The organism is Streptomyces sp. SCPE 10, from assembly GCF_051980735.1.
GTDB lineage: Bacteria > Actinomycetota > Actinomycetes > Streptomycetales > Streptomycetaceae > Streptomyces > Streptomyces misionensis.
Genome location: NZ_CP197069.1, coordinates 3237566 through 3259524 on the forward strand (window position 1 = coordinate 3237566; position 21959 = coordinate 3259524).

The following is a 21959-nucleotide window of genomic DNA, read 5'->3' on the forward strand; positions in this document are numbered from 1 at the left end:
ACGCCATGGAACAGCGTTCCTCGGGGCTGCAACGGCTCGTGGGCGAGGTGGCCAAGTTCGGCGCCGTCGGCGGCGCCGGAGTCCTGGTCAATCTGGGTGTTTTCAACCTGGTCCGGCATGTGTCCGACCTTCCGGTGGTGCGCGCCAGCATCATCGCGACCGTGGTCGCCATCGCGTTCAACTACGTCGGCTTCCGCTACTGGACGTACCGGGACCGTGACCGCAGCGGCCGGACCAAGGAGCTCACGCTCTTCCTGTTCTTCAGCGCGATCGGTCTGGTGATCGAGAACGGCGTGCTCTTCCTGGCCACCTACGGCCTCCACTGGGACACCCCGCTGGAGAGCAACGTCTTCAAGTTCCTCGGCATCGGCATCGCCACCCTGTTCCGGTTCTGGTCGTACCGCACCTGGGTGTTCCGCGCGCTGCCCGCCAAGGAGGCGGAGTCGATCCTGGCGGCCGAGTCCCGCCGGACGCCCGCCGGGCCCGAGCCGAAGACCCAGCGGGTCCCGTAGCCGCTCGCGCGGCTCAGCGGACGGTCGGGTAGTCCTCGTCGTCCGGCCGGTGCGCCGGGGGCGTGCGGGACAGGAACAGGCCGAAGACCGGGGGCTGGGACTGGAGCAGCTCCAGCCGGCCGCCGTCGGCCTCGGCGAGGTCGCGGGCGACGGCGAGGCCGATGCCCGTGGAGTTGCGGCCGCTGATGGTCCGCTCGAAGATCCGCGCCCCCAGGTCGGCCGGCACCCCGGGCCCCTCGTCCGTCACCTCGACCACGGCCTGGTTGCCGGTGACCCGGGTCCGCAGGGCGACGGTGCCGCCACCGTGCATCAGCGAGTTCTCGATCAGCGCGGCCAGCACCTGGGCGACCGCGCCCGGGGTGCCCACGGCCTGGAGGTGCCGCTTGCCGGAGGAGACGATGGCCCGGCCCCCGCCGCGGTAGGCGGGCCGCCACTCGGCGAGCTGCTGCTGGATGACCTCGTCCAGGTCGAAGGTGACGGCGGAGCCGGTGCGCGGGTCGCGGGAGTTCGTCAGCAGCCGCTCGACCACGTCGGTCAGCCGCTCGACCTGCGTGAGCGCGACGTTCGCCTCCTCCTTCACGATGTCCGGGTCGTCGGTGAGGGTGATCTCCTCCAGCCGCATCGACAGCGCGGTGAGCGGGGTGCGCAGCTGGTGGGAGGCGTCGGCGGCCAGCCGCCGCTCGGCGGTCAGCATGCGGGCGATCCGCTCGGCGGAGGAGTCCAGCACATCGGCGACCCGGTCCAGCTCGGGCACGCCGTACCGCTTGTGCCGCGGGCGCGGGTCGCCCGAGCCCAGCCGCTCGGCGGTCTCGGCGAGGTCGGTCAGCGGGGAGGCGAGCCGGTTGGCCTGCCGTACCGCGAGCAGGACGGCGGCGACCACCGCGAGCAGCGCCACCAGGCCGATGATCAGCAGGGTGCGGCCGACCTCGCGGGTCACCGCGGAGCGCGGCTCCTGCACGGTGACCGTCTCGCCCTCCTCGCCGCGCTGCGTGGCGTGGATGACGTCGCCCACCGGCCGGGTGCCGATCTCGATCGGCGGCCGGCCGGGCACGCGGATCACCGCGTACTGGTCCTTGCTGACCGGGTTGCGCAGCGCGTCGGTGTCGACGTGCTCCTCGGCCAGTATCCGGCTGTCCACGATGCTGGCCAGCCGCACCGCCTCGGACTCCACCCGCTCCTGGGCGCTGTTGCTGATCGTGCGGCTCTCGACGATCACCAGGGAGACGCCGAAGACGGCGATCACCACGAGGACGACGGCGAGGGTGGACTGGATGAGACGTCGACGCATGTTCCGTTACCTGGAGTGACCGCCGGCCCCGGTGCGGGGCTCAGCTCTTCTCGAAGCGGAAGCCCACGCCTCGGACGGTGGCGATGTAGCGGGGGTTGGCCGCGTCGTCGCCGAGCTTCTTGCGCAGCCAGGAGATGTGCATGTCGAGGGTCTTGGTGGACGACCACCAGGTGGTGTCCCAGACCTCGCGCATCAGCTGGTCGCGCGTGACCACCCGGCCGGCGTCCCGCACCAGGACCCGCAGCAGGTCGAACTCCTTGGCGGTGAGCTGGAGTTCCTCGTCGCCCATCCACGCGCGGTGGGACTCGACGTCGATGCGCACGCCGTGCGTGGCCGGCGGCTGCTGCGGCTCGGCGGCACCGCGCCGCAGCAGCGCCCGTACGCGGGCGAGCAGTTCGGCGAGCCGGAAGGGCTTGGTGACGTAGTCGTCGGCGCCCGCGTCCAGGCCGACGACGGTGTCCACCTCGTCGGCCCGCGCGGTCAGGATGAGGATCGGCACGGTGTGGCCGTCGGAGCGCAGCCGGCGGGCGACCTCCAGGCCGTCCATGCCGGGCAGGCCCAGGTCCAGTACGACCAGGTCGACACCGCCCTGCATTCCGGCGTCGAGCGCGGTGGGTCCGTCCTCGCGCACCTCGACCTCGTAACCTTCCCGGCGCAGGGCGCGGGCCAGCGGCTCCGAGATGGACGCGTCGTCCTCGGCGAGCAGTACACGGGTCATGAGGTGATGGTAGACCGCCCGCGTACGGTGCTGGGGTGTGATCGGTTCCAGGGATTCTTACCTGGGGTGTCCGGTGGTACGGACCATCACCTGTGGGATGCGATCGTAGAAGGGACCTTCGAAATCGGTCGCGTGGTTCCACCGACACCTGTGATCCGCGTCTCAAGTCCTTCCATATCCGGCAGTGTCCTGACGTAGAGTGACGTGAACGCCTGTAGTACATCCGGAGACCTTCGGCGGGCTTGTCGCTGAAGGTCTTTGTTGTGTGCGGGCCGGTCGGACACCGACCGGCCTTGAAAGGAATGACCTCTGGCCGGGCTCCGAACGCACCGTCGCGTCACGGAGCGTGGATCCCGGTGGTCGCCGTCCACCACTCCGTGATCCGGTGTGGACTCCCCTCGGGCGTTGGGGGCGGGCGGCCGACCCTGCCGGTGCCGGCCGACACCCCCCACCGGGCGCGCAACGCTCCACCGCGCGTCCCGACCAGCAAGGAACGACCATGGCGTCCAGCCTGACGAAGGACTCGGTCCACCCGGGCACCCCCGGCACCGAGAAGACCTTCTTCGGCCACCCCCGCGGCCTGGCCACCCTCTTCATGACCGAGATGTGGGAGCGCTTCTCCTACTACGGCATGAGGGCCCTGCTCCCGCTGTACCTGGTGGCTCCGGGTGGCCTGCACCTGAGTGCGGGCACGGCGACGGCGATCTACGCCGTCTACCTGTCGCTCGTGTACCTGCTCGCGCTGCCCGGCGGCTGGGTCGCCGACCGGCTCCTCGGCCCCCGCAAGACGGTCGCGGTCGCCGGTCTGATCATCATGCTGGGCCATCTGTGCCTGGCCGTGCCGGCCGCCGCGAGCTTCTACGTCGGCCTGGTGCTGGTCGCCATCGGTTCCGGTCTGCTCAAGGCCAACATCTCCACCATGGTCGGCCACCTGTACGACGGCCCGAACGACGGGCGCCGCGACGGTGGTTTCACCCTCTTCTACATCGGCATCAACCTGGGCGCCTTCGTCGCACCGCTGGTCATCGGCACCATCGGTGAGAACGTCAACTGGCACCTCGGCTTCGCGCTGGCCGCGCTCGGCATGGCGCTGGGCCTGGTCCAGTACCTGCTCGGCGGCCGTCACCTGAGCGAGCAGAGCAAGGTCGTCCCGACGCCGATGACGGCCCAGGAGAAGTCCGCCACCCTGCGCAAGGGCCTGATCTGGCTCGTCATCGCCGCGGTCTTCTACGGCATCGTCGGCTTCACCGGTCACTTCACCCTCAACTGGGCGCTGATCCCGCTGACCCTCATCGGTCTGATCGTGCCGATCCTGGTCATCGCGCGGATCCTGCGGGACAAGGACCTCGACGGCGAGGAGCGGACGAAGGTCCGGGCGTACATCTGGTTCTTCGTGGCCGCCGCGGTCTTCTGGATGATCTACGACCAGGGTGGTTCGACCCTGTCGCTGTTCGCGTCCGACTCGGCCAAGAACACGATCCTCGGCTGGAACTTCCCGGTCTCCTGGTACCAGTCGGTCAACCCGGTCATGATCATGGCCCTGGCGCCGGTCTTCGCCTGGCTCTGGCTCGCGCTGAACCGGCGCGGCAAGGAGCCGAGCACGATCGTGAAGTTCTCCTCCGGCCTGGTCCTGGTCGGCGCGTCCTTCTTCGTCTTCCTCGCCCCGCTGTCCATCGCGCAGGACGGCCACAAGGCCGCCGCGCTGTGGCTGGTCGGCATCTACTTCCTGCAGACCGTCGGTGAGCTGACGCTGTCGCCGGTGGGTCTGTCCGTGACGACGAAGATGGCGCCGAAGAAGTACGCCTCCCAGATGATGGGCGTCTGGTTCCTCGCGGTCACCGCGGGCGACTCCGTCACCGCGCTGCTGTCCAACCCGGCGGTCGGCGGGGTCAACCTCGACAAGAAGGGCTTCGTGGCCCTGGAGGCGGTGCTGGCCGTCGTCGCCGGTGTGGCGGTGTGGATGTACCGCAGCAAGGTGAAGAAGATGATGGGCGACGTGCGCTAGTCCGCGCTGGTTCCCATGTCCTCGGCCGAGAGGGCCGTCGCATCCCGGGTGGGTGTGGCGGCCCTCTCCGCTTTCCGCGGGTCCTCCGGCGCGGCCGCGCCGGGGTCGGCCACAGGGCGGGCGCCGCGGGTGTCGGCGGGACGGCGGCGGGCGGTCCGCAGACCGGGAGCGTGCCGCTTCGGCGCCGCCCGTTCGACGGCGGCGCTCGGGCTCGTCGTGCCCTGGCCCGGAGCGAGGTGCGCCCGGAGTCACGCGGAAGGACGACGCGTCACAGGGAGGAGTGGGGTGGGGTCAGGAGTCGGTGACGTGGCGGGCCCGGCTCAGGCCGGGGCGCCCAGTTCCGCCCACACCGTCTTGCCGGGCCTGCCGGGGGTGCGCAGGACGCCCCAGTCCAGGCACAGGCGCTGGACGATGAACATGCCGTGGCCGCCGGGACGTCCGGCGCGGTGCGGGTTGCGCGGGGCCGGCTGGCCGGTGCCGCCGTCGCTGACCTCCAGCCGGATCACCTTGTTGTCGCAGGTGAGGACCAGTTCGTCGGGGCCCTCGGCGTGCAGACAGGCGTTGGTGACGAGTTCGGAGACCACGAGCAGGACGTCCTCGGCCGCGGCACGCCGGTCGGCGGCCGCGGCGGGCAGCCAGCCCCAGGCGTACAGCGCCTGCCGGGTGAAGTCGCGGGCGAGCGGCACGACACCGCTCTCCCCCCGCAGTTCCAGCCTGCGGATCTGCCGTCCGGACGACGCCTCGGCGATGCCGGCGTCGGCCCCGGACGGCGGCACGGACGACACGGTCGCGCCCATGACGGAGGGCGCGCCGGCCGGCGTGTCCCCCTCGGACGCCCCGGAAGCGCCGCTCGGCTCCGGGCCGCGGTCGCCCGGCGAGTAGGGCCGGGTGGTGCTCATCAGCGCTTCACCTCACCGAATCACCAGTTCACGATTGAAAAGTCTCCGGCACCGCCCGGTACCGGTCGGTCCGTCCGCCGTCGGCACCAGCGCCCGGTCGTACGTCCCGTCATCCGCCCATCAGTCCCGTCCGCCCGTGGTCCACCTTCCGCGCCCGTGTGCCCGGCGGTGGCCGCGACAGGCCGACGATCCGCCGATCGCCGTCCGTCCGCCGTACGGGCCGTCGCCCGCACGCGCCGGACGACCGTCGGTTCGCGGTCGTCCGGGCAGGTTCCTGCCCGATCGGGGCCGTCGCACACCCACGGGTGCGTCACACCCGCGGTGTGGTGACGGCGGCCCGGCGGCCGGTGGTCGTCAGCATTTCTCCTGCCCGACCCGGGCGCCGGAACACCACCGTCTTGTGGGGGATCGGCGAGATCTCTGGGGCTCATGAGAAGTGGATGGTCACCAGCCGTACGGCGCACCGGGCCACGCGGGGGTCGCGGGCTCAGTCGGTGCCGCCGTCCTCCCCCGCCAGCGCGTCGGCCACGGAGTCGTGGACGGTGAAGACCGCCTCGGCCCCGGTGATCTCGAACACGCGGGCGACGACGGGCTGCATCCCGGCCAGATGGACCCCGCCGCCGGCGGCCTCCGCCTTGAGCCGGGCCCCGAGCAGGACGTTCAGTCCCGTGGAGTCGCAGAAGTCGAGGCGCGAGCAGTCCACAACGAGCCGTGAGAATCCCTTGCCGAGGAGGTCGTCGAGGGGCTCCCGCAGCAGATCGGCGGTGTGGTGGTCGAGCTCACCCGCCGGTGTGACAACGGCGCTGGCGCCCTCTTCCCGCACCTCCACCAGAAGCCGGCCCGACTGTGCGCTGCCGACCGTCCCGTGGTCCATGCCGTCTCTCTCCCGAGGTCGTGGCTGCTGATGCCCTCGAACATTACGCCTTCCCAGGGCACTCCGACACCCGAACAACCTCACATAAACGGACATACACAAACAGAACGCACTTGCGATCGCTTCGGTAAAGCCGATAGGGCTAGTAAGGACACCTACCCCTACACGCCGGCTTTGGAGGCGCCGCACTCCGCAGTGCACGCAACGGCTTCGGCAGCCTGATGCCGAGAACGATGGAGGACACCCATGTCACCCCGGCTCGACGCCTCGCCTACCCCGACCGCGACGTCGACACCCCCACCGGAACAACTGGATCATCCCATCGATCTCCACGACCCCTTCGAGGGGCTCCCGGAGATCCCCCCTTACGACGAGGTCGGCCCCGTCGACGCGCGGGCCCTGTCCAAGACCCTCTTCGAGCGTCTGGAGACGCTGGAGGAAGGGACGTACGAGTACGCGTACGTCCGCAACACGCTCGTCGAACTGAACCTCGCACTGGTCAAGTTCGCCGCCTCCCGGTTCCGCTCCCGCAGCGAGCCGATGGAGGACATCATCCAGGTCGGCACCATCGGCCTGATCAAGGCGATCGACCGCTTCGAACTCGCCCGCGGCGTGGAGTTCCCCACCTTCGCGATGCCAACCATCATCGGCGAGATCAAGCGCTTCTTCCGCGACACCTCGTGGTCCGTGCGCGTGCCGCGCAGGCTCCAGGAGCTGCGCCTGGACCTCGCGAAGGCCGGTGACGAGCTGGCCCAGCAGCTGGACCGCGCGCCGACCGTCGCGGAGCTGGCCGAGCGCCTCGGCATCTCCAACGAGGAGGTGGTCGAGGGCATGGCGGCCTCGAACGCCTACACCGCCTCCTCGCTGGACGCCCAGCCCGAGGAGGACGAGACCGAGGGCGCGCTCGCGGACCGCATCGGCTACGAGGACCACGGGATCGAGGGCATCGAGTACATCGAGTCCCTCAAGCCCCTGATCGCCGGGCTGCCCCCGCGCGACCGCAAGATCCTCTCGCTGCGCTTCGTGGCCAACATGACCCAGTCGGAGATCGGCGAGGAGCTCGGCATCTCCCAGATGCACGTGTCCCGGCTGCTGTCCCGCACGCTGGTACGGCTGCGCAAGGGGCTGACGGTGGAGGAGTGACCTCCCCCTCCTCGCTCCCCGAGCGGCACACACGCCGAAGCGGCCCGGTCTCCTCGACCGGGCCGCTTCGGCGTGCACGGGTGCGGCCGGGGTCCGGCCGCGGGCTCAGACCACGCGGACGCCGGCCCGCCACACCCCGCTGACCAGCGGCACGCCCGGCCGGTAGGCGAGGTGGACGTGGCTGGGCGCGTCGAGGAGCGTCAGATCGGCGCGGGCGCCGGGAGCGATGCGGCCGACGTCGGTGCGGCGCAGGGCCGCGGCACCGCCCGCCGTGGCCGACCAGACCGCCTCGTCCGGGGTCATCCCCATGTCACGGACCGCCAGGGCGATGCAGAACGGCACGGAGGAGGTGAAGGAGGAGCCCGGGTTGCAGTCCGTGGACAGGGCGACGGTGACCCCCGCGTCCAGCAGCCGGCGGGCGTCCGGCCACGCGGCGCGGGTGGAGAACTCGGCGCCGGGCAGCAGCGTGGCCACCGTGCCGCCGCTCGCCAGGGCGTCGACGTCCGCGTCGGTGAGGTGGGTGCAGTGGTCGGCGCTGGCCGCGTCCAGCTCGACGGCCAGCTGGACGCCGGGGCCGTAGGACAGCTGGTTGGCGTGGATGCGCGGGTGCAGGCCCTTCGCCTTGCCCGCGGTGAGGATCGCGCGGGCCTGGTCGCCGTCGAAGGCGCCCTTCTCGCAGAAGACGTCGATCCAGCGGGCGTGCGGCGCGCAGGCGTCCAGCATCTCGCCGGTGACCAGGGCGACGTAGGCCGCCGGGTCGTCGGCGTAGTCGGGGGAGACGATGTGCGCGCCGAGGTACGTCACCTCGTCGGTGTGCCTCGCGGCGAGGCGCAGGGCGCGGGCCTCGTCCTCGACGGTCAGGCCGTAGCCGGACTTGGTCTCGAAGGTGGTGGTGCCCTGGCGCAGCGCCTCGGCCAGGTAGTGGGTGAGGTTGGCCTCCAGCTCCGCGTCGCTCGCGGCCCGGGTGGCGGCGACGGTGGTGCGGATGCCGCCCGCCGAGTAGGAGCGGCCGGACATCCGGGCGTTGAACTCCTGGGTGCGGTCCCCGGCGAAGACGAGGTGGGAGTGGGAGTCCACGAAGCCGGGCAGCACCGCCCTGCCGCCCGCGTCGACCCGGTTGTCGGTGGCGGGTGCTTTCCTTGACTCACCGGTCCACGCGACGCGGTCGCCGTCGATGACGACGGCCGCGTCCTGGATCAGACCGAGAGGGGAGTCGTCACCGAGGGAGGGGTCGTTGGTGACCAGTGCGGCGATGTTGGTGATGACGGTGCTGCTGCTCATGGTGTCCTCGTGGGTGGGTGTCAGGAGCGGAGGGCCTCGACCGCCCGCGCGAGGGCCTGCGGCACATCCGGGACGCGCGTGTGCGCCCCGTCGCGTACGACGTGCCGGCCGCCCACGACCGTATGCCGTACGTCCGCCGCGCCCGCCGCGAATACGGCCGTCTCGGCGCCCAGCCGCGGCGCGGGGCCCGCTGTTCTGACCGAGTCCAGGGCGATCGTCGTCAGGTCGGCGAGCGCGCCCGGCGCGATGGTGCCGGCCTCGTCCCAGCCCAGGGCGGCGTGGCCGTCGGCGGTGGCGGCCCGCAGCAGGGCGGCGGCCGTCCAGTGGCCTCGGGTGCGGGTGCGCAGCCGCTCGTTCAGCTCCATCGCGCGCGCCTCTTCGAGCAGGTCGATGACGGCGTGGCTGTCGGAGCCGAGGGAGAGCGGGGAGCCGGCCCGTTGCAGGGCGACGGCCGGGCCGATGCCGTCGGCCAGGTCCCGCTCGGTCGTCGGGCACATGCAGGTGCCGGTGGCCGAGCCGCCGAGCAGCGCGATGTCCTCGTCGGTGAGGTGCGTGTTGTGCACCCCGGTGGTGCGCGGCCCGAGGACACCGTGGTCGGCGAGCAGCCGGGTGGGCGTGCGGCCGTGCGCGGCGAGGCAGGCGTCGTTCTCGGCGGTCTGCTCCGACAGGTGCACGTGCAGCGGCGCCCGCCGCTCCTGCGCCCAGCGGGCCACGGTCGCCAGCTGGCCGGCGGGCACGGCCCGCACGGAGTGGATCGCCGCCCCGATCCGAGCGTGATCCCGTTCCTTGAGAACCGAACAGCGTTCCGCCCAGGCCTCCGCGGTGCCGTCGGAGAACCGCAGTTGGTGCGTGTTGGGCGCCTCGCCGAAGCCCGCGGAGAGATAGCAGGTGTCGAGGAGGGTGATCCGGATGCCGGCCTCGGCGGCGGCCGCGATCAGCGCCTCGCCCATGGCGTTGGGGTCGGCGTAGGGGGTGCCGCCGGGGGCGTGGTGCACGTAGTGGAACTCGCCGACACAGGTGATGCCGGCCAGCGCCATCTCGGCGTACACCGCGCGGGCGAGCGCGTGGTAGCGCTCCGGGGTGAGCCGGTCGGCGACGGAGTACATCACCTCGCGCCAGGTCCAGAAGGTGCCGGAGCCGACCTGGACGGTGCCGCGCAGCGCCCGGTGGAAGGCGTGGCTGTGCGCGTTGGCCAGGCCCGGCAGGGTGAGCCCGCGCAGCACCTCGGCGCCGGGCGGCGGGGCGGGCACCTCGGTGCGCACGGCACCGATCCGCCCGCCGTCGGTCTCGACCAGGACCCCCGGCTCGACACGGTCGCCGAGCCAGGCGTGTTCCAGCCAGTAGGTCGCCTTGGTCACCTGCAGGCCAGCCCTTCCAGTACGTCGGCGAGCGCGCCCACTCCGGCCACGCAGTCGTCCTCGGCCGCGAACTCGGCCGGGGAGTGCGAGACACCGGTGGGGTTGCGCACGAACAGCATGGCGGTGGGGATGCTCCCCGAGAGGATTCCGGCGTCGTGTCCCGCGCCGGTGCCGAGGACGGGCACGGTCAGCCCGGTGTCCCGGCCCAGGATGCGGCCCAGTTCGTCACGGAGCGCGTGGTCGAACTCCACGACGGGCGTGAAGGACTCCCGTACGACGTCCAGGTCCACGCCGTGCGCGTCCGCGTACTCCCGGGCCGCCTTCTCGATGCCGGAGACCACCGTGTCCAGGGTCTCCTGGTCGGCGGCGCGGGAGTCGAGCCAGCCGCGCACCCGCGAGGGGATCGCGTTGACGCCGTTGGGGTCCACCGCGATCTTGCCGAAGGTGGCGACGGCACCGGCGAGTTCCGCCTCGCGCCGGGCGGCGAGCACGGTCTCGGCGTACGACAGCATCGGGTCGTGGCGGTCGGCCAGCCGGGTGGTGCCCGCGTGGTTGGCCTCGCCCCGGAAGTCGAACCGCCAGCGGCCGTGCGGCCAGATGGCGCTGGCGATGCCGACCGGGTCGCCGGACAGGTCGAGCGCGCGGCCCTGTTCGACGTGCAGTTCCACGAACGCGCCGATCCGGGCGAGGCGTTCCGGGTCCGGGCCGATGGCCTCGGGGTCGTACCCGGCGGCCGCCATGGCCCGGGGCAGGGTGATCCCGTCCCCGTCGGTGAGCCGGTGCGCGTCCTCCACCGTCAGCGCGCCCGCGGTCAGCCGCGATCCGACGCAGGCCAGCCCGAACCGGGCCCCCTCCTCGTCACCGAAGTTGACGATGGCGAGCGGCCGGGTGAACCGCGCTCCCCTGCCGAGCAGTTCGTCCAGGGCGGCGAAGGAGGACACGACCCCGAGGGGCCCGTCGAAGGCCCCTCCGTCCGGCACGGAGTCCAGGTGCGACCCGGTGACCACGGCGTCCCCGGCGGCCGGGTCCCCCAGCCAGGCCCACTGGTTGCCGTTCCGGTCCACCTCGTGGACCAGGCCGCGGTCCTCGGCCTGCTGCCTGAACCACGCCCGGCAGTCGGCGTCGGCCCCGGTCCAGGCGTGGCGCCGGTATCCGCCGGAGCCGGTGTCGCGCCCGATGGGGAGCAGTTCGGCCCACATCTCGTGGAAGGAGGCACCGCGGGCCGGCCGCGGGCGGGCGGGGGCGGCCGCACCCGCCCCCGGCGAGGGGGCCTCGGCCCCCGCCGCCGGCGCGTCGCCGTGGGCGCCCGGAGCGCGGCTCACGCGTCGCCACCCTCGCGCATCGGCACCCGGACCCCCCGCTCCTGGGCGACGGACTCGGCGATGTCGTACCCGGCGTCCACGTGCCGGATGACGCCCATGCCGGGGTCGTTGGTGAGCACGCGCCGGATCTTCTCGCCGCCGAGCTTGGTGCCGTCGGCGACGGTGACCTGGCCGGCGTGGATGGACCGGCCCATGCCCACGCCGCCGCCGTGGTGGATGGACACCCAGGAGGCGCCGGACGCGACGTTGACCATGGCGTTCAGCAGCGGCCAGTCGGCGATCGCGTCGGACCCGTCGAGCATCGCCTCGGTCTCGCGGTACGGCGAGGCGACGGAGCCGCAGTCGAGGTGGTCGCGGCCGATGGCGAGCGGCGCGGCCAGCTCACCGGAGGCCACCATGTCGTTGAACCGCTCGCCGGCCTTGTCCCGCTCGCCGTAGCCGAGCCAGCAGATGCGGGCGGGCAGGCCCTGGAAGTGCACCCGCTCGCCGGCCAGCTTGATCCAGCGGGCGAGGGACTCGTTCTCCGGGAAGAGGTCGAGGATCGCCTTGTCGGTCTTGGCGATGTCCGCCGGGTCGCCGGACAGCGCGGCCCAGCGGAAGGGGCCCTTGCCCTCGCAGAACAGCGGTCGGATGTAGGCGGGCACGAAGCCGGGGAAGGCGAAGGCGCGGTCGTACCCGGCGAGCTGGGCCTCGCCGCGGATCGAGTTGCCGTAGTCGAAGACCTCGGCGCCCGCGTCCAGGAAGCCGACCATCGCCTCGACGTGCCGGGCCATGGACTCGCGGGCCCGGGTGGTGAAGCCGGCCGGGTCCTTCGCCGCGGCGTCGGCCATGTCCTCGAAGGCGACGCCGACCGGCAGGTAGGACAGCGGGTCGTGGGCCGAGGTCTGGTCGGTGACGATGTCGATGGGCGCGTTCATCGCCAGCAGCTGCGGGACCAGCTCGGCCGCGTTGCCGAGGACGCCGATGGACAGCGGGCGGCGCGCGTCGCGGGCCTCCGTCGCGAGCTGGAGCGCGTGGTCGAGGCTGTCGGCCCGCACGTCCAGGTAGCGGTGTTCGATGCGCCGGTCGATGGCGCGCGGGTCGCAGTCGATGCAGATCGCGACGCCGTCGTTCATGGTGACGGCGAGCGGCTGGGCGCCGCCCATGCCGCCGAGGCCGGCGGTGAGGGTGATGGTCCCGGCGAGGGTGCCGCCGAACTTCTTCGCGGCGACGGCGGCGAAGGTCTCGTAGGTGCCCTGGAGGATGCCCTGGGTGCCGATGTAGATCCAGGAGCCGGCGGTCATCTGGCCGTACATGGTCAGGCCGAGGGCCTCCAGGCGGCGGAACTCCTCCCAGTTGGCCCAGTCGCCGACCAGGTTGGAGTTGGCGATGAGGACGCGCGGGGCCCACTCGTGGGTCTGCATCACGCCGACCGGGCGGCCGGACTGGACCAGCATGGTCTCGTCCTGCTTGAGCGTGCGCAGCGTGCGCACCATCGCGTCGAAGGAGCGCCAGTCACGGGCGGCCTTGCCGGTGCCGCCGTAGACGACGAGCTTGTCGGGGTGCTCGGCCACCTCGGGGTCGAGGTTGTTCTGGAGCATGCGCAGGGCGGCCTCCTGCTGCCAGCCCAGGGCGCTGAGTTCCGTGCCGCGCGGTGCTCGTACGGGGCGGGGTCCCGACATCTCTGCCTCCTGCTGTTGCTACGTCTATTCACATCCTGACCGTCTGAATAGAACTAGTCAATACATCGGGGCGTCCCCATCCGCGCGTCCCGGGTGTTTGGCTGGAACCACCTGACGGCCGACAGGAGGGAGACGCGGTGGAACACGAGGTCGTGGACGAGGTGACGGCCGAGGCCGAGGCGGAGCGACGGGCCGCGCGGCGGGACGACGCGGTGCGGGGCGCGGTGGCGCAGGGCCTGCTGGGGCCGGACGCGGCCGTGGTGGGGCTGCTCGACGTCACCGGCATCCGGGAGTCGGCGGCGGCGCTGCGGGCGGCGTTCGAGGCGGTGCTGGCGCCGGGCACCCCGGTGCTGCACGCGTTCGCGGTGAAGGCGACCCCGCTGGTGCCGGTGCTGCGGCTGCTGCACGAGGCGGGCATCGGCGCCGAGGTGGCGAGCCCCGGCGAGCTGGCCCTGGCCCGCGCGGCCGGCGTGCCGGCGGCGCACACGGTGCTGGACTCGCCGGCCAAGACCCCGGCCGAGCTGCGCGAGGCGCTGGCGCTGGGCGTCGCCGTGAACGCCGACAACCCGCAGGAGCTGGCCCGGCTGGACGCCCTGGTGGGCTCCGCGCCCACCCGTTCCCCACTGGGCATCCGGGTCAATCCGCAGATCGGCGGCGGCACCATCGGGGCGACGTCCACGGCGACCGAGACCTCGAAGTTCGGGGTGGCGCTGCGCGACGAGGGGGCGCGCGAGTGGGTCGTACAGGCGTACGCCCGGCGGCCGTGGCTGACCCGGCTGCACGCGCACACCGGCTCCCAGGGGATTCCGCTGGCGCTGCTGGCGCGGGGCGTGGCGGAGACCTTCGCGCTGGCGGAGGAGATCAACGCGCGGGTGGGGCGGCGGCAGATCGACACGCTCGACATCGGCGGCGGGCTGCCGGTGAACTTCGCGGGCGAGGCGACGACGCCGACGTACGCGCGGTACGCGCGGCTGCTGGCCGAGCAGGTGCCGGGGCTGTGCGCGGGGCGGTACGGACTGGTGACCGAGTTCGGGCGGTCGCTGCTGGCCAAGCACGGCACGACGGTGGCGCGGGTGGAGTACGCCAAGCGCTCGGGCGGGCGGCGGATCGCGGTGACGCACGCGGGCGTGCAGGTGGCGACGCGGACGGTGTACGCGCCGGCGGCGTGGCCGCTGCGGCTGGCCGCGTACGACACACAGGGGCGGCCGAAGCCGGGGCCCGAGGTGGTGCAGGACGTGGCGGGACCGGCCTGCTTCTCGGGCGACCTGCTGGCCGAGGGGCGCGCGCTGCCCCCGCTGGAGCAGGGCGACTACGCGGCGGCGCTGGACACCGGCGCGTACTACTTCGCGCACCACTACGCCTACAACTCCCTGACCCGGCCCGGGATCTACGGCTTCGTGCCGGACGGCGCGGGCGGCATCGCCTTCGCCACCGTGCGGGAGCCGCAGACGGTCGCGGAGGTGGTCGCGGAGTCCGGAGGGGCGCACGCTTCCGCGCTCGCCGCCCTCCGAGCACCCGAGCGCCGTTGACGCACCCCCACCGGATCTCGAACAAATGGATCAACTCCGGTGACCCAGGGGGCAGTTGCCCAACACTAGTACGCCGGACGCATGTTCCACTGGAAAATGCCAAACGGCTCACCCCTCCCCCACACGTTGCGTAGTGTCGGGGTCACTCAGCCGGAGTCCCAGGCGGGAGGGGAGCCACGCGGTGCCCGGAATCGACGAGTGCCTGCTGGAAGCGATGCGATTGCCCGGTGCCCGGGGTGCCGCGCTGGTGGACTGGACGAGCGGCCTCGCGCTCGGCACCGTCGGGGAGGCGCCCGGCGGGGACCACGAGGCGGCCGCCGCCGAGGCCGCCGAACTGGCCCGTCTGGCCGCCGAGCACGGCACCTTCACCGCCCGCGGTGAGGACCGGCCGCCCGTGGAGGACGTGATCGTCAGCAACGCCGACAGCTACCACCTGCTGCGGTTCGTGGACACGTCGTTCGACAGCAGCGTGTTCCTGCATCTGTGGCTGGGGCGCGCGGAGGGCAATCTCGCGCTCGCCCGGATCCGGCTCGGCGAGATGGCCGCCCGCCTGGTGCTGGGATGACCATGGTCCGTACACCGCCGCTGCCGGTGCGGGACAAGTCGGCCCCCCGCGCCCTGTCCCCGATGCTGACCCGGCTGGCCGAGGAACGGGCCACCGGGATCCTGGTCCGCGAGTACGGCGCCCTGCACCTCGCCGAGGGCCGGGTGGTGTACGCCGAGAGTCCCCTCGCCCCGGGGCTCGACGTGCTCCTCACGGCCCACGGCACCCTCGCGGCCACCGCCTGGCAGCGGGCCGCCGCCGCGGCCGAGGGTCCGCTGCACGCGGCCGAACTCCTGCTGGACTCCGGGCTGTTACCCGCGGGCGCGCTGGAGCTGTGCCATCTGGACGCGCTGTACGACGCCGGGTACTTCGCCCTGGCGCCGAGCAGCACACCGGGCAGGTTCCGCTACGACGGCGCGCCCCGCACCGGCCCGCTGCCCTCGGTCCCGGTGGTCGCGCTGGAGCACGAGACCCTGCGGCGCCGGCTGCAACTGCACCGCCTGTGGCCCGACCCGGCCGCCGACACCGCGCCCCTGATCCGCGCGGACCCCGGCCCCCGGACGGCCGCCCCCGCCCCCACCGGCACCCCGGCCCCCGGCGGCCCCCGGGCGGCCGGACCCTCCCGCCCCGCCCCCGTCACCCCCCGCCAACGCGCCGTCCTGGACCGCGTGGACGGCACCCGCACGGCCACCGACATCGCCCGGGAGCTGGGCCGGCAGGCGTTCCACACGCTGGTCGACGTGCGCCGGCTGGCGGCGGCCGGGCACCTCGCACCCGTACCGGCGGCGCCCGGGGCGGCACCCGGCCGGGCCCGGGACCTGCCGCCGCCCCCGCTCACACCCCCGGTCACCGACCCCGACATCGCGCTGCTGAAGAGGCTCAGGGATGCGCTGGAGGCGCTTTGAACGGCCACGCCCCGCCGAGAGGAGAGAGCTGATGGTGTCCGAGGACGACCTGCGCACCGTCCTGGAGGAGCTGCACCGGCTGCGCACCCGGGTGCCGCAGCTGACCGGGGCGCTCGCGGCGGGCGTCGACGGCCTCGTCGTCGCCCACGACACGCCCGGTGTCGACCCGGAGGGCCTCGCGGCGCTCACCGCGGCCGCGCTCGGGGTCTCCGTGCGGGTCGCCGACGCCACCGGCAACGGCGGCCTGCGGGAGCTGCTGGTGCGCGGCGAGCGCGGCTACGTCGCCACCTACGCGGCCGGCCGCAGCGCCGTACTGACCCTGCTCGCCCAGGACCGGGTCAACGTCGGCCGGCTGCACCTGGAGGGCCGCCGCTCGGGCGCCCTCATCGGCGAACTGCTGGACGCCGCCGAGGCCGCCGCGGCCCAGGCCGCGCCCGCGCGCCCGTCCGCGCCCCCCGCGCCCGCGCGCACCCGGACCACGCGCACGCCGCGCACCACCACCGCACGCACCACAACCGACAGTTGAGAGGACCCGAGATGGCCAACACCGAGACCGCCCTCAAAGAGGCGCTGACCTCGATCGAGGGCGCCACCGGCGTCGCGCTCGTCGACTACACCAGCGGGATGGCGCTGGGCACGATGGGCGGCAGCAAGACCTTCGACCTGAACGTGGCCGCGGCCGGCAACACCGATGTGATCCGCGCCAAGATGCGCACGATGGAGATGCTGGGCCTCAGCAGCGAGATCGAGGACATCCTCATCACGCTCAGCGACCAGTACCACCTCATCCGCCTGCTCAAGGGGCGCGGCGGCAACGGCCTGTTCCTCTACCTGGTCCTGGACTCCGCCCGCGCCAACCTGGCGATGGCCCGCCACCAGTTGAGGCGGATCGAGGAGGACCTGGAGGTCTGACCCCCGCTCAGACGAGGGCCGCGGTACGGCGGCGGGCCCCGCCGGGGGCCGCGTCGCCGGCCGCGACACCCGTGCCGCGCAGGCCCTTGACGGTCTTGCCCGCCGGGCCGCCGCCGCGCCGGTCGAGCCAGTCGACGCGCACCCACAGCAGGGTGTCCAGGGCCTGTTCGCGCCGGCCGAGCCAGGCGGCCTTCAGTCGCAGCCCGGTGCCGCACCCGGCCAGCAGCAGCCCGCCGGCCACCGGCACCGCGAAGGCGGAGCCGAGCGCGGCGGCCCAGGCCAGCAGCAGCCACCAGCGGTGCCCGCGGCGCCAGGCGCGCACCGTCACCGCCCGGTCCTGGAGGACGTCGTACTTGCCCGCGCGGGCCACACTGCGCACCAGGGCGGCGTACCGCCCGCGGCGGGCCAGCGCCACCACCGCGGCGCCGACGACGAACAGCGCGGCCCCGGCGAACACACCGATCCGGCGTCCCGTCAGCCCCTGCGGTGCGGCGCCGATCGCCGCGGCGGCCACGCCGAGCCACCACAGCGGAGCGGCCCCCGCCCGTACGACGACGGCCACCCGGGCCAGTCCCTGTCCACCGCGTCCTTCGCGTCCCGCGCGCGCCACGTCGGCCTCCCGTGTCACGTGTCTCCACTCTCCACAGATGGCCGGGACATTAGCGGGCGAACGTGAGACAAAGCTGAGAGGACGGGGCCCCGCGCCGGGCTCACCGGCTCACTCCACGAAGAGTCCCCGCGCGGCGGCCTTGGCGTCGAACTCCTCCAGGCGGGCCTGCGCGTCCGGCAGATCGTCGCAGACCGCCTCCAGCAGCACCCGGCCCAGCAGCATCGGCGCGCACGCGGTGTCGAAGGCCAGCCCGGTGCCGACGGCGGCGGGCAGCAGCAGGTCGGAGTACTTGGCGACGGGCGCGAACGCGGAGTCGGCGACCGTGACGACGGTCAGGCCGACCTCCTTGGCGTAGGCGAGGGTGTCGACCACCTCGCGCGGGTGCCGGGGCAGCGCGAAGCACAGCAGCGCGCTGGCGCCCGCGCGGACGGCGGCGTCGATGCGGTCCTGGATCATCGTGCCGCCCTCCTCCAGCAGCCGGACGTCCGGGTGGACCTTGGCGGCGAAGTAGGCGAACCCGTACGCCTGGGAGGCGGCGGCGCGCAGCCCGAGCACCGGCAGCGGGCGGGAGGCGGCGAGGATGCGGCCGGCCTGCCGCACCGGGCGCGGGTCGGCGAGCAGTTCCGCGAGGTGCCGCAGGTTCTCGATCTCGGCCTCGACGGCCAGCTGGTACTCGTTGTGCGCGCCGTTCTCGGGGGCGGGCTCGGCGGGCACCACCTCGCGCAGGTGCTTGCGCAGCGCGGGATACCCGTCGAACCCGAGGGCCACCGCGAACCGCGTCACCGACGGCTGGCTGACCCCGGCCAGCTCGGCCAGCTCCACGCTGGACAGGAAGGGCACGTCGGCGGCGCGCCGCACCATGCTGTGCGCGATGCGGCGCTGGGTCGGCGTGAGCCGGTGGCCCTCGAAGAGCGCCTGCAACCGGTTGGCCGGGCTGTCGGTCACGCTCATCATGTACTCCCCCTCGGATGTCCTCGACGCCCCGGGAGAGTACAGCGCCGAGGCCGTGCCGAACACGGGCTGATATTCAGAATAGGTTCCGCTGTATACCTTTATACAACGCGACCGGAGCCCGCGCTCCGCCCCGGAGCCTCATTTCACCCCCGGCCGCTCCGCGGGGAAGCCGTGTGCGCGGGCGGTGAGCACCACGGCCAGCACGGGGGTCAGCAGGATCAGCACCGTCCACGGGAAGGACCCGGCGCCGAAGGCCCGGAGCAGGAGGCCGCCGGCCGCGCCGCCCGCGGCCATGGCCGAGTTCCAGGTGGTGACCAGCAGGGCCTGGCCCCGGTCGCCGCCCGCGTCGGTGACCGCGGTCTGGAGCAGGGCGGACAGACCGCCCCAGCCCAGGCCCCACAGCACCATGGCGCCGTAGACCGCGGCGGCGCTCGTGGCCGGTGCCGCCAGCAGACCGGCCGCCACCAGGAACAGGGCGGCGCTGGCGATGGTCAGGCCGCGCAGCCGGCGGTCGACCAGGGCGCCGGTGACGAGGATGCTCACCACCGAGGCGATACCGAAGACGAGGAGGACGAGGTCCCGGGAGCCGCCCATGCCGTGCCGGTCCAGGAACGCGGCGATGTAGGTGTAGAGGATGTTGTGCGCCAGCACGTACGCGGCCACCACGAACAGCACCGGGACCACACCGGGGAGCCTGAGCGCCCCGAGCACCGGCGGCCGCTCGCCGGGGCGCCGGCCGGGGAAGTCCGGCACCGAGCGGGCGATCCAGCCGAGCAGCAGCAGCGAGACCAGGGCCACCAGGCCGAAGGTGGGCCGCCAGCCCAGCAGTCCGCCCAGGAAGGTGCCGATCGGGATGCCCAGGGAGAGGGCCAGCGGGACGCCGGCCATGGTGAGGGCGATGGCCCGGCCCACCAGCCGCGGCGGCGCCAGCCGGCGCGCGTAGCCGACGAGTTCGGCCCACACCACGGCCGCGGCGACCCCGGCGGCCAGCCGGACGGCCATGGTCAGCAGGTAGTCCGCGGACAGCGCGGTGACGGCGTTGGCGACGGCGAACGTCAGGACCGCGAGCAGCATCAGCCGCTTGCGGCGCCAGCCCGCCGTGGCCAGGGAGACGGGGATCGCCGACAGGCCCGTGGCGATCGCGTAGACCGTCAGTGTCTGGCCCGCCGCGGCCTCGCCGACGGACAGGTCGCGGGCCATCTCCGGCAGTACGCCGGCCGGCAGGGCCTCGGTGAGGATGCTCAGGAAAGCGGCCGTGCACAGGGCCAGGAGCGGGGAGACGGGCAGTGCGGCGGAGCGCGTGGTGGGCGCGCCGGTGCGTGGCGATGCCTGGGAGGTCGTCATGCCTGTAGCGTTGAACCCTCACACTTATGTGAAGGTCAAGTCGGCTCGGGGAGGCGTCTCATGCGCATCGGGGAACTGGCCGAACGCACCGGCACACCACGCCGGATGCTGCGCTACTACGAGGAGCAGGGGCTGCTCGTGCCGGACCGCTCGGCCAACGGCTACCGGGACTACCCCGAGCGCAGCGTGGACCGGGTGCTGCAGATCCGGGGGCTGCTCGACTCCGGGCTGCCGACCCGCGTCATCAAGCAGATCCTGCCCTGCCTGAAGCAGCCCCGGGCCATCCACGTCACGGACGCCACCCCCGAGACGATGGCGACGCTGGAGCGCGAACTGGACCGGATGAGCCGGCGCATCGACTGCCTGGTCCGCAGCCGGGACGCCATCTCCGAGTACGTCGCGGCGGTCCGCCGCGGCGGGACGGACGGCGTGCCCGAGCCCGCGTGCGAGGCCGCTCAAGAGGCGGTATCGGGGCGGCGATGATCCGACGACGAAACGCCCAAGCGCCGTTAAACCGACACCCGCAGTGATGGGCCGTGCGCCTACGGTGAGCGCTACTGGCACGACACCGAGGAAGCGTCATGGCCACCCCCCACCGGACCTTACGGACGCCGGCCGCGCCCGCTCCCCGTCCCCCCTGCCCCTCGCTCCCCGTGCCGCCCGGCACCGGCGAGCCGCCGCGCACCGCCGCCGCCGTGCTGGACGAACTCCTCGCCGGCAACGCCCGTTACGCCCGCGGCCGTCCCCGTCGTCACCTCTGCGGGCTGCCTGCCGGGCGCGGCCCGTCCGCGGTGGTCGTCGGCTGCGTGGACGCCCCCGTCCCCCCGGAGCTGCTCTTCGACCAGCCGCTCGGGGAGCTGCTGTGCAGCCGCACCGCCGGACAGGTGCTGGACGAGGCCGTGCTCGGCGCCGTCCAGTACGGCGTGCAGGAGCTCGGCGCCCCGCTCGTGCTGGTACTCGGGCACGAACGCTGCGCCGCCGTGGCCGCCACGCTGGAGCGGCTGCGCACCGGGGCCCCGGTGCCGGGCCATCTGGAGCTGCTGGTGGACGAGATCGCCCCGGCCGCCCGCCGCACCCGGGACCGGCCCGGCGACTGGGCCGAGCACGCCCTGCGCGCCCACACGGCCTGGGTGCGGGACGCGATCCGCGCCGATCCCGCCTTCGCCGCCGCCCATGTGGTGGCCGCCCGCCTCGATGCCGCGTCGGGGCTGGTGTCCCTGCTGCCCTAGGGGTTCTCGGGGTGGTGTCCACCACCCCGAGAGGGGGGCTTTCCCCAGTGCGGCGGGGCCGCGCGGCTCCCTAGGGTGGGGCCATGAGCGCACGTGACCCGCAGGACGCCGATCTCAGGAGCGACGCCGAGCTGCGGAAGGATCTCGACGCCACCGTCCGGGCCCGCAGGGACCTGGGCGACGACTACGACTCCGCCCTGGTCGAGTCCTTCCTTGAGAAGGTCGAGCAGCGGCTGGACGGCGCGGTGGACCGACGGGTGCGGCGGCAGCTGGCCGAGCAGCAGATGGCTGCCGCGCGCGGCGACCGGCGGCCCCGAACGGCCGCCGACTCCTGGGGCGAACGCTACGGCTTCGCCCTGCTCACCCTGGTCCTGGCCATCCCGCTGTCGGCGATCGGCGCCGCCATGGCGGGACTCGCCGGGATGATCGTCACCTGGATAGGCATCGTCGGCGTCAACGCGGCGCAGGCGATACGGCTCCACCCGGAACTGGTCCAGGGCCGCGGGCGCTCGGGCACGCCCGACTGAGCGGACCGGTCCGCGCGCCGCGAGAAGGAGTTACGCGGGGACCGCCGCACCCCCGTTACCGGGGGGCGGGACGACGGCGGTCCCCGCGAGGGACGCGGGCCGGGTCAGGCCCGGCTGCGTCCAGGGCGTCCATGGAGGTCCGGGAGCCGCTCCGGAGGTCCTGACGCCGTTCGGGTGCCGGCCGGTACGGGTGGACTCGTCCGGGGTGCGATGCCCGGGAGGTGTCCTTCCGTCCTGCCGACACCCACCAATGTGCCGCACCCGTGTTAAGCGGGTGCTGCGTGCACATGACGCCCTCGTACCAGTTCCACGGCGGTTGGAGCGGCCGGGGTCACCCGGAGTTC

22 protein-coding genes are annotated in these 21959 nt (G+C 73.4%); 11 read left to right on the top strand and 11 right to left on the bottom strand.

Annotation, left to right across the window (positions count from 1 at the left end):
* Positions 1 to 5 precede the first annotated feature (5 nt).
* Positions 6 to 512, top strand: a complete 507-nt coding sequence (locus ACSP97_RS15080) for a GtrA family protein (protein ID WP_355148173.1) — start codon at positions 6 to 8, stop codon at positions 510 to 512.
* A 13-nt stretch (positions 513 to 525) separates the two neighbouring features.
* Here ACSP97_RS15080 and ACSP97_RS15085 read toward each other — a convergent pair whose 3' ends face one another.
* On the bottom strand, positions 526 to 1800 hold the full coding sequence (locus ACSP97_RS15085) for an ATP-binding protein (protein ID WP_440557908.1): 1275 nt from the start codon (positions 1798 to 1800) through the stop codon (positions 526 to 528).
* 40 nt (positions 1801 to 1840) lie between these two features.
* Entirely contained in the window at positions 1841 to 2518 is a 678-nt protein-coding gene (locus tag ACSP97_RS15090) for a response regulator transcription factor (RefSeq protein ID WP_070023613.1), read from the bottom strand.
* A gap of 499 nt (positions 2519 to 3017) precedes the next feature.
* Between ACSP97_RS15090 and ACSP97_RS15095 the strand changes: the two genes are divergently transcribed.
* Complete coding sequence (locus tag ACSP97_RS15095; RefSeq protein WP_355147621.1) at positions 3018 to 4523, top strand: peptide MFS transporter; 1506 nt, start codon at positions 3018 to 3020, stop codon at positions 4521 to 4523.
* 320 nt (positions 4524 to 4843) lie between these two features.
* Here ACSP97_RS15095 and ACSP97_RS15100 read toward each other — a convergent pair whose 3' ends face one another.
* Together ACSP97_RS15100 and ACSP97_RS15105 are read right to left on the bottom strand one after the other, a co-directional pair.
* On the bottom strand, positions 4844 to 5422 hold the full coding sequence (locus tag ACSP97_RS15100) for an ATP-binding protein (protein WP_355147623.1): 579 nt from the start codon (positions 5420 to 5422) through the stop codon (positions 4844 to 4846).
* 487 nt (positions 5423 to 5909) lie between these two features.
* Entirely contained in the window at positions 5910 to 6296 is a 387-nt protein-coding gene (locus ACSP97_RS15105; RefSeq protein WP_355147625.1) for an STAS domain-containing protein, read from the bottom strand.
* Positions 6297 to 6542: 246 nt separating this feature from the next.
* Between ACSP97_RS15105 and ACSP97_RS15110 the strand changes: the two genes are divergently transcribed.
* A complete protein-coding gene (locus ACSP97_RS15110) occupies positions 6543 to 7439 on the top strand; it encodes an RNA polymerase sigma factor SigF (RefSeq protein WP_355147627.1) in 897 nt (298 codons plus the stop codon).
* A gap of 105 nt (positions 7440 to 7544) precedes the next feature.
* Here the strand turns inward: ACSP97_RS15110 and hutI are convergent, their stop codons facing one another.
* The 4 genes from hutI to hutU all read right to left on the bottom strand — a co-directional run bounded on the left by hutI (position 7545) and on the right by hutU (position 13061).
* Positions 7545 to 8720, bottom strand: coding sequence for an imidazolonepropionase (hutI, locus tag ACSP97_RS15115; protein WP_355322347.1), 1176 nt, complete (start codon positions 8718 to 8720; stop codon positions 7545 to 7547).
* Between the two features lie 20 nt (positions 8721 to 8740).
* A complete protein-coding gene (locus tag ACSP97_RS15120) occupies positions 8741 to 10078 on the bottom strand; it encodes a formimidoylglutamate deiminase (RefSeq protein WP_355147631.1) in 1338 nt (445 codons plus the stop codon).
* Positions 10075 to 11277, bottom strand: coding sequence for an allantoate amidohydrolase (locus ACSP97_RS15125; RefSeq protein ID WP_440558438.1), 1203 nt, complete (start codon positions 11275 to 11277; stop codon positions 10075 to 10077). Before ACSP97_RS15125 ends, ACSP97_RS15120 begins: the two co-directional genes overlap by 4 nt.
* A 119-nt stretch (positions 11278 to 11396) precedes the next feature.
* Entirely contained in the window at positions 11397 to 13061 is a 1665-nt protein-coding gene (gene hutU / locus ACSP97_RS15130) for a urocanate hydratase (RefSeq protein WP_355147633.1), read from the bottom strand.
* 137 nt (positions 13062 to 13198) lie between these two features.
* On the opposite strand from hutU, the gene ACSP97_RS15135 reads away from it, so the two are divergent.
* The 5 genes from ACSP97_RS15135 (at position 13199) to ACSP97_RS15155 (ending at position 16951) form a co-directional block, all read left to right on the top strand.
* Entirely contained in the window at positions 13199 to 14590 is a 1392-nt protein-coding gene (locus ACSP97_RS15135; protein WP_440557911.1) for a diaminopimelate decarboxylase, read from the top strand.
* A gap of 181 nt (positions 14591 to 14771) precedes the next feature.
* Entirely contained in the window at positions 14772 to 15155 is a 384-nt protein-coding gene (locus tag ACSP97_RS15140; protein WP_355147637.1) for a hypothetical protein, read from the top strand.
* The gene (locus ACSP97_RS15145) at positions 15152 to 16039 is read left to right on the top strand and encodes a transcriptional regulator (RefSeq protein WP_364723155.1); all 888 of its coding nucleotides are present in this window, start codon (positions 15152 to 15154) and stop codon (positions 16037 to 16039) included. Before ACSP97_RS15140 ends, ACSP97_RS15145 begins: the two co-directional genes overlap by 4 nt.
* 31 nt (positions 16040 to 16070) lie before the next feature.
* Positions 16071 to 16565 carry a roadblock/LC7 domain-containing protein gene (locus tag ACSP97_RS15150; RefSeq protein ID WP_355147641.1) on the top strand — a complete coding sequence of 165 codons (495 nt, stop codon included), beginning with the start codon at positions 16071 to 16073 and terminating at the stop codon, positions 16563 to 16565.
* An 11-nt stretch (positions 16566 to 16576) separates the two neighbouring features.
* On the top strand, positions 16577 to 16951 hold the full coding sequence (locus ACSP97_RS15155) for a hypothetical protein (RefSeq protein ID WP_355147643.1): 375 nt from the start codon (positions 16577 to 16579) through the stop codon (positions 16949 to 16951).
* 7 nt (positions 16952 to 16958) lie between these two features.
* On the opposite strand, the gene ACSP97_RS15160 is transcribed toward ACSP97_RS15155, so the two are convergent.
* From ACSP97_RS15160 to ACSP97_RS15170, 3 genes are all read right to left on the bottom strand, one after another.
* The gene (locus ACSP97_RS15160; protein WP_440558439.1) at positions 16959 to 17513 is read right to left on the bottom strand and encodes a hypothetical protein; all 555 of its coding nucleotides are present in this window, start codon (positions 17511 to 17513) and stop codon (positions 16959 to 16961) included.
* A gap of 156 nt (positions 17514 to 17669) precedes the next feature.
* The gene (locus tag ACSP97_RS15165) at positions 17670 to 18515 is read right to left on the bottom strand and encodes a MurR/RpiR family transcriptional regulator (protein WP_355147645.1); all 846 of its coding nucleotides are present in this window, start codon (positions 18513 to 18515) and stop codon (positions 17670 to 17672) included.
* Between the two features lie 138 nt (positions 18516 to 18653).
* Positions 18654 to 19859, bottom strand: a complete 1206-nt coding sequence (locus ACSP97_RS15170) for an MFS transporter (RefSeq protein ID WP_440557914.1) — start codon at positions 19857 to 19859, stop codon at positions 18654 to 18656.
* Positions 19860 to 19919: 60 nt separating this feature from the next.
* Between ACSP97_RS15170 and ACSP97_RS15175 the strand changes: the two genes are divergently transcribed.
* The 3 genes from ACSP97_RS15175 (at position 19920) to ACSP97_RS15185 (ending at position 21615) form a co-directional block, all read left to right on the top strand.
* Positions 19920 to 20342 carry a MerR family transcriptional regulator gene (locus ACSP97_RS15175; protein ID WP_355147656.1) on the top strand — a complete coding sequence of 141 codons (423 nt, stop codon included), beginning with the start codon at positions 19920 to 19922 and terminating at the stop codon, positions 20340 to 20342.
* A gap of 170 nt (positions 20343 to 20512) precedes the next feature.
* Positions 20513 to 21088 (top strand): carbonic anhydrase, encoded by a 576-nt coding sequence (locus ACSP97_RS15180; RefSeq protein WP_388294284.1) that lies wholly within the window; start codon positions 20513 to 20515, stop codon positions 21086 to 21088.
* An 83-nt stretch (positions 21089 to 21171) separates the two neighbouring features.
* Complete coding sequence (locus ACSP97_RS15185; RefSeq protein ID WP_355147660.1) at positions 21172 to 21615, top strand: hypothetical protein; 444 nt, start codon at positions 21172 to 21174, stop codon at positions 21613 to 21615.
* Positions 21616 to 21959: the final 344 nt, after the last annotated feature.

Bases quoted from the DNA above. Each gene is read 5' to 3' on its own strand.
- ACSP97_RS15150 (WP_355147641.1), top strand. From the start codon at position 16,071: ATGGTGTCCGAGGACGACCTGCGCACCGTCCTGGAGGAGCTGCACCGG.
- ACSP97_RS15185 (WP_355147660.1), top strand. From the start codon at position 21,172: ATGAGCGCACGTGACCCGCAGGACGCCGATCTCAGGAGCGACGCCGAG.
- hutI (WP_355322347.1), bottom strand. From the start codon at position 8,720: ATGAGCAGCAGCACCGTCATCACCAACATCGCCGCACTGGTCACCAAC.
- ACSP97_RS15165 (WP_355147645.1), bottom strand. From the start codon at position 18,515: ATGATGAGCGTGACCGACAGCCCGGCCAACCGGTTGCAGGCGCTCTTC.
- ACSP97_RS15080 (WP_355148173.1), top strand. From the start codon at position 6: ATGGAACAGCGTTCCTCGGGGCTGCAACGGCTCGTGGGCGAGGTGGCC.
- ACSP97_RS15175 (WP_355147656.1), top strand. From the start codon at position 19,920: ATGCGCATCGGGGAACTGGCCGAACGCACCGGCACACCACGCCGGATG.
- ACSP97_RS15100 (WP_355147623.1), bottom strand. From the start codon at position 5,422: ATGAGCACCACCCGGCCCTACTCGCCGGGCGACCGCGGCCCGGAGCCG.
- hutU (WP_355147633.1), bottom strand. From the start codon at position 13,061: ATGTCGGGACCCCGCCCCGTACGAGCACCGCGCGGCACGGAACTCAGC.
- ACSP97_RS15125 (WP_440558438.1), bottom strand. From the start codon at position 11,277: ATGTGGGCCGAACTGCTCCCCATCGGGCGCGACACCGGCTCCGGCGGA.
- ACSP97_RS15085 (WP_440557908.1), bottom strand. From the start codon at position 1,800: ATGCGTCGACGTCTCATCCAGTCCACCCTCGCCGTCGTCCTCGTGGTG.
- ACSP97_RS15105 (WP_355147625.1), bottom strand. From the start codon at position 6,296: ATGGACCACGGGACGGTCGGCAGCGCACAGTCGGGCCGGCTTCTGGTG.
- ACSP97_RS15090 (WP_070023613.1), bottom strand. From the start codon at position 2,518: ATGACCCGTGTACTGCTCGCCGAGGACGACGCGTCCATCTCGGAGCCG.
- ACSP97_RS15095 (WP_355147621.1), top strand. From the start codon at position 3,018: ATGGCGTCCAGCCTGACGAAGGACTCGGTCCACCCGGGCACCCCCGGC.
- ACSP97_RS15170 (WP_440557914.1), bottom strand. From the start codon at position 19,859: ATGACGACCTCCCAGGCATCGCCACGCACCGGCGCGCCCACCACGCGC.
- ACSP97_RS15145 (WP_364723155.1), top strand. From the start codon at position 15,152: ATGACCATGGTCCGTACACCGCCGCTGCCGGTGCGGGACAAGTCGGCC.
- ACSP97_RS15110 (WP_355147627.1), top strand. From the start codon at position 6,543: ATGTCACCCCGGCTCGACGCCTCGCCTACCCCGACCGCGACGTCGACA.
- ACSP97_RS15155 (WP_355147643.1), top strand. From the start codon at position 16,577: ATGGCCAACACCGAGACCGCCCTCAAAGAGGCGCTGACCTCGATCGAG.